The 857-nt window shown below is 72.5% G+C and carries 2 pseudogenes; both read left to right on the plus strand.

What is annotated here, in order from left to right:
• A pseudogene (locus CA983_RS48770) lies at positions 1-109 on the plus strand (adenosine deaminase); the annotation flags it as partial.
• A 380-nt stretch (positions 110-489) separates the two neighbouring features.
• Positions 490-857: pseudogene (locus tag CA983_RS48780) on the plus strand (hypothetical protein); the annotation flags it as partial.

An 857-nucleotide genomic window follows, 5' to 3' on the forward strand; every position in this document is an offset into this window, starting at 1 on the left:
GATCGTGTCCGAGCTGGCCGCCCGCCACCCCGACTCGAAGGTCCCGACCGATCCCGCTGCCCTGGTCGACTACTTCTCCTTCACCGACTTCGCCCACTTCATCGAGGTGACCGTGGCCTGGTCGTGCACGGAGGGCGGCCCTGCGGTGGGGGGCTGGCCTGGTCGTGCACGGAGGGCGGCCCTGCGGTGGGGGGCTGGTCCTTGTCGAGTGACGGCCGGTTCTCCGGGGGCGCCCACGGATCGTGGCCGCCGCCTCCGCCGGGCTGCGTCGGGTCCGTCATGGTGCATCCCCCCTGGGTCGATCGTGCCGCCATGCTACGGGGCCGTTCGGTGGGAGTCACAGTGCGGGTGCGTGAGGGCTGAGCGTGCGGTTCCCCGCGCCCCCAGGGGGATTTCCCACGGCCTACGATGGGCCCGAGTCATCGATCAGCCGATCACCCGCGCCCGCCCGCCACGCGCCGGCAGGGGCGCCGTTCCGGGGAGGAACCCTTGACCGAGCATCTCGTCGACCCCCGTGCCCCGCGCGACCTGAAGGCCTTCGTCGCCGGGCTGCCCAAGGCCGAACTGCATGTGCACCACGTGGGTTCCGCCTCCCCCCGGATCGTGTCCGAGCTGGCCGCCCGCCACCCCGACTCGAAGGTCCCGACCGATCCCGCTGCCCTGGTCGACTACTTCTCCTTCACCGACTTCGCCCACTTCATCGAGGTGACCGTGGCCTGGTCGTGCACGGAGGGCGGCCCTGCGGTGGGGGGCTGGTCCTTGTCGAGTGACGGCCGGTTCTCCGGGGGCGCCCACGGATCGTGGCCGCCGCCTCCGCCGGGCTGCGTCGGGTCCGTCATGGTGCATCCCCCCTGGGT

The organism is Streptomyces swartbergensis, from assembly GCF_002148965.1.
GTDB classification, from domain to species: Bacteria; Actinomycetota; Actinomycetes; order Streptomycetales; family Streptomycetaceae; genus Streptomyces; species Streptomyces swartbergensis.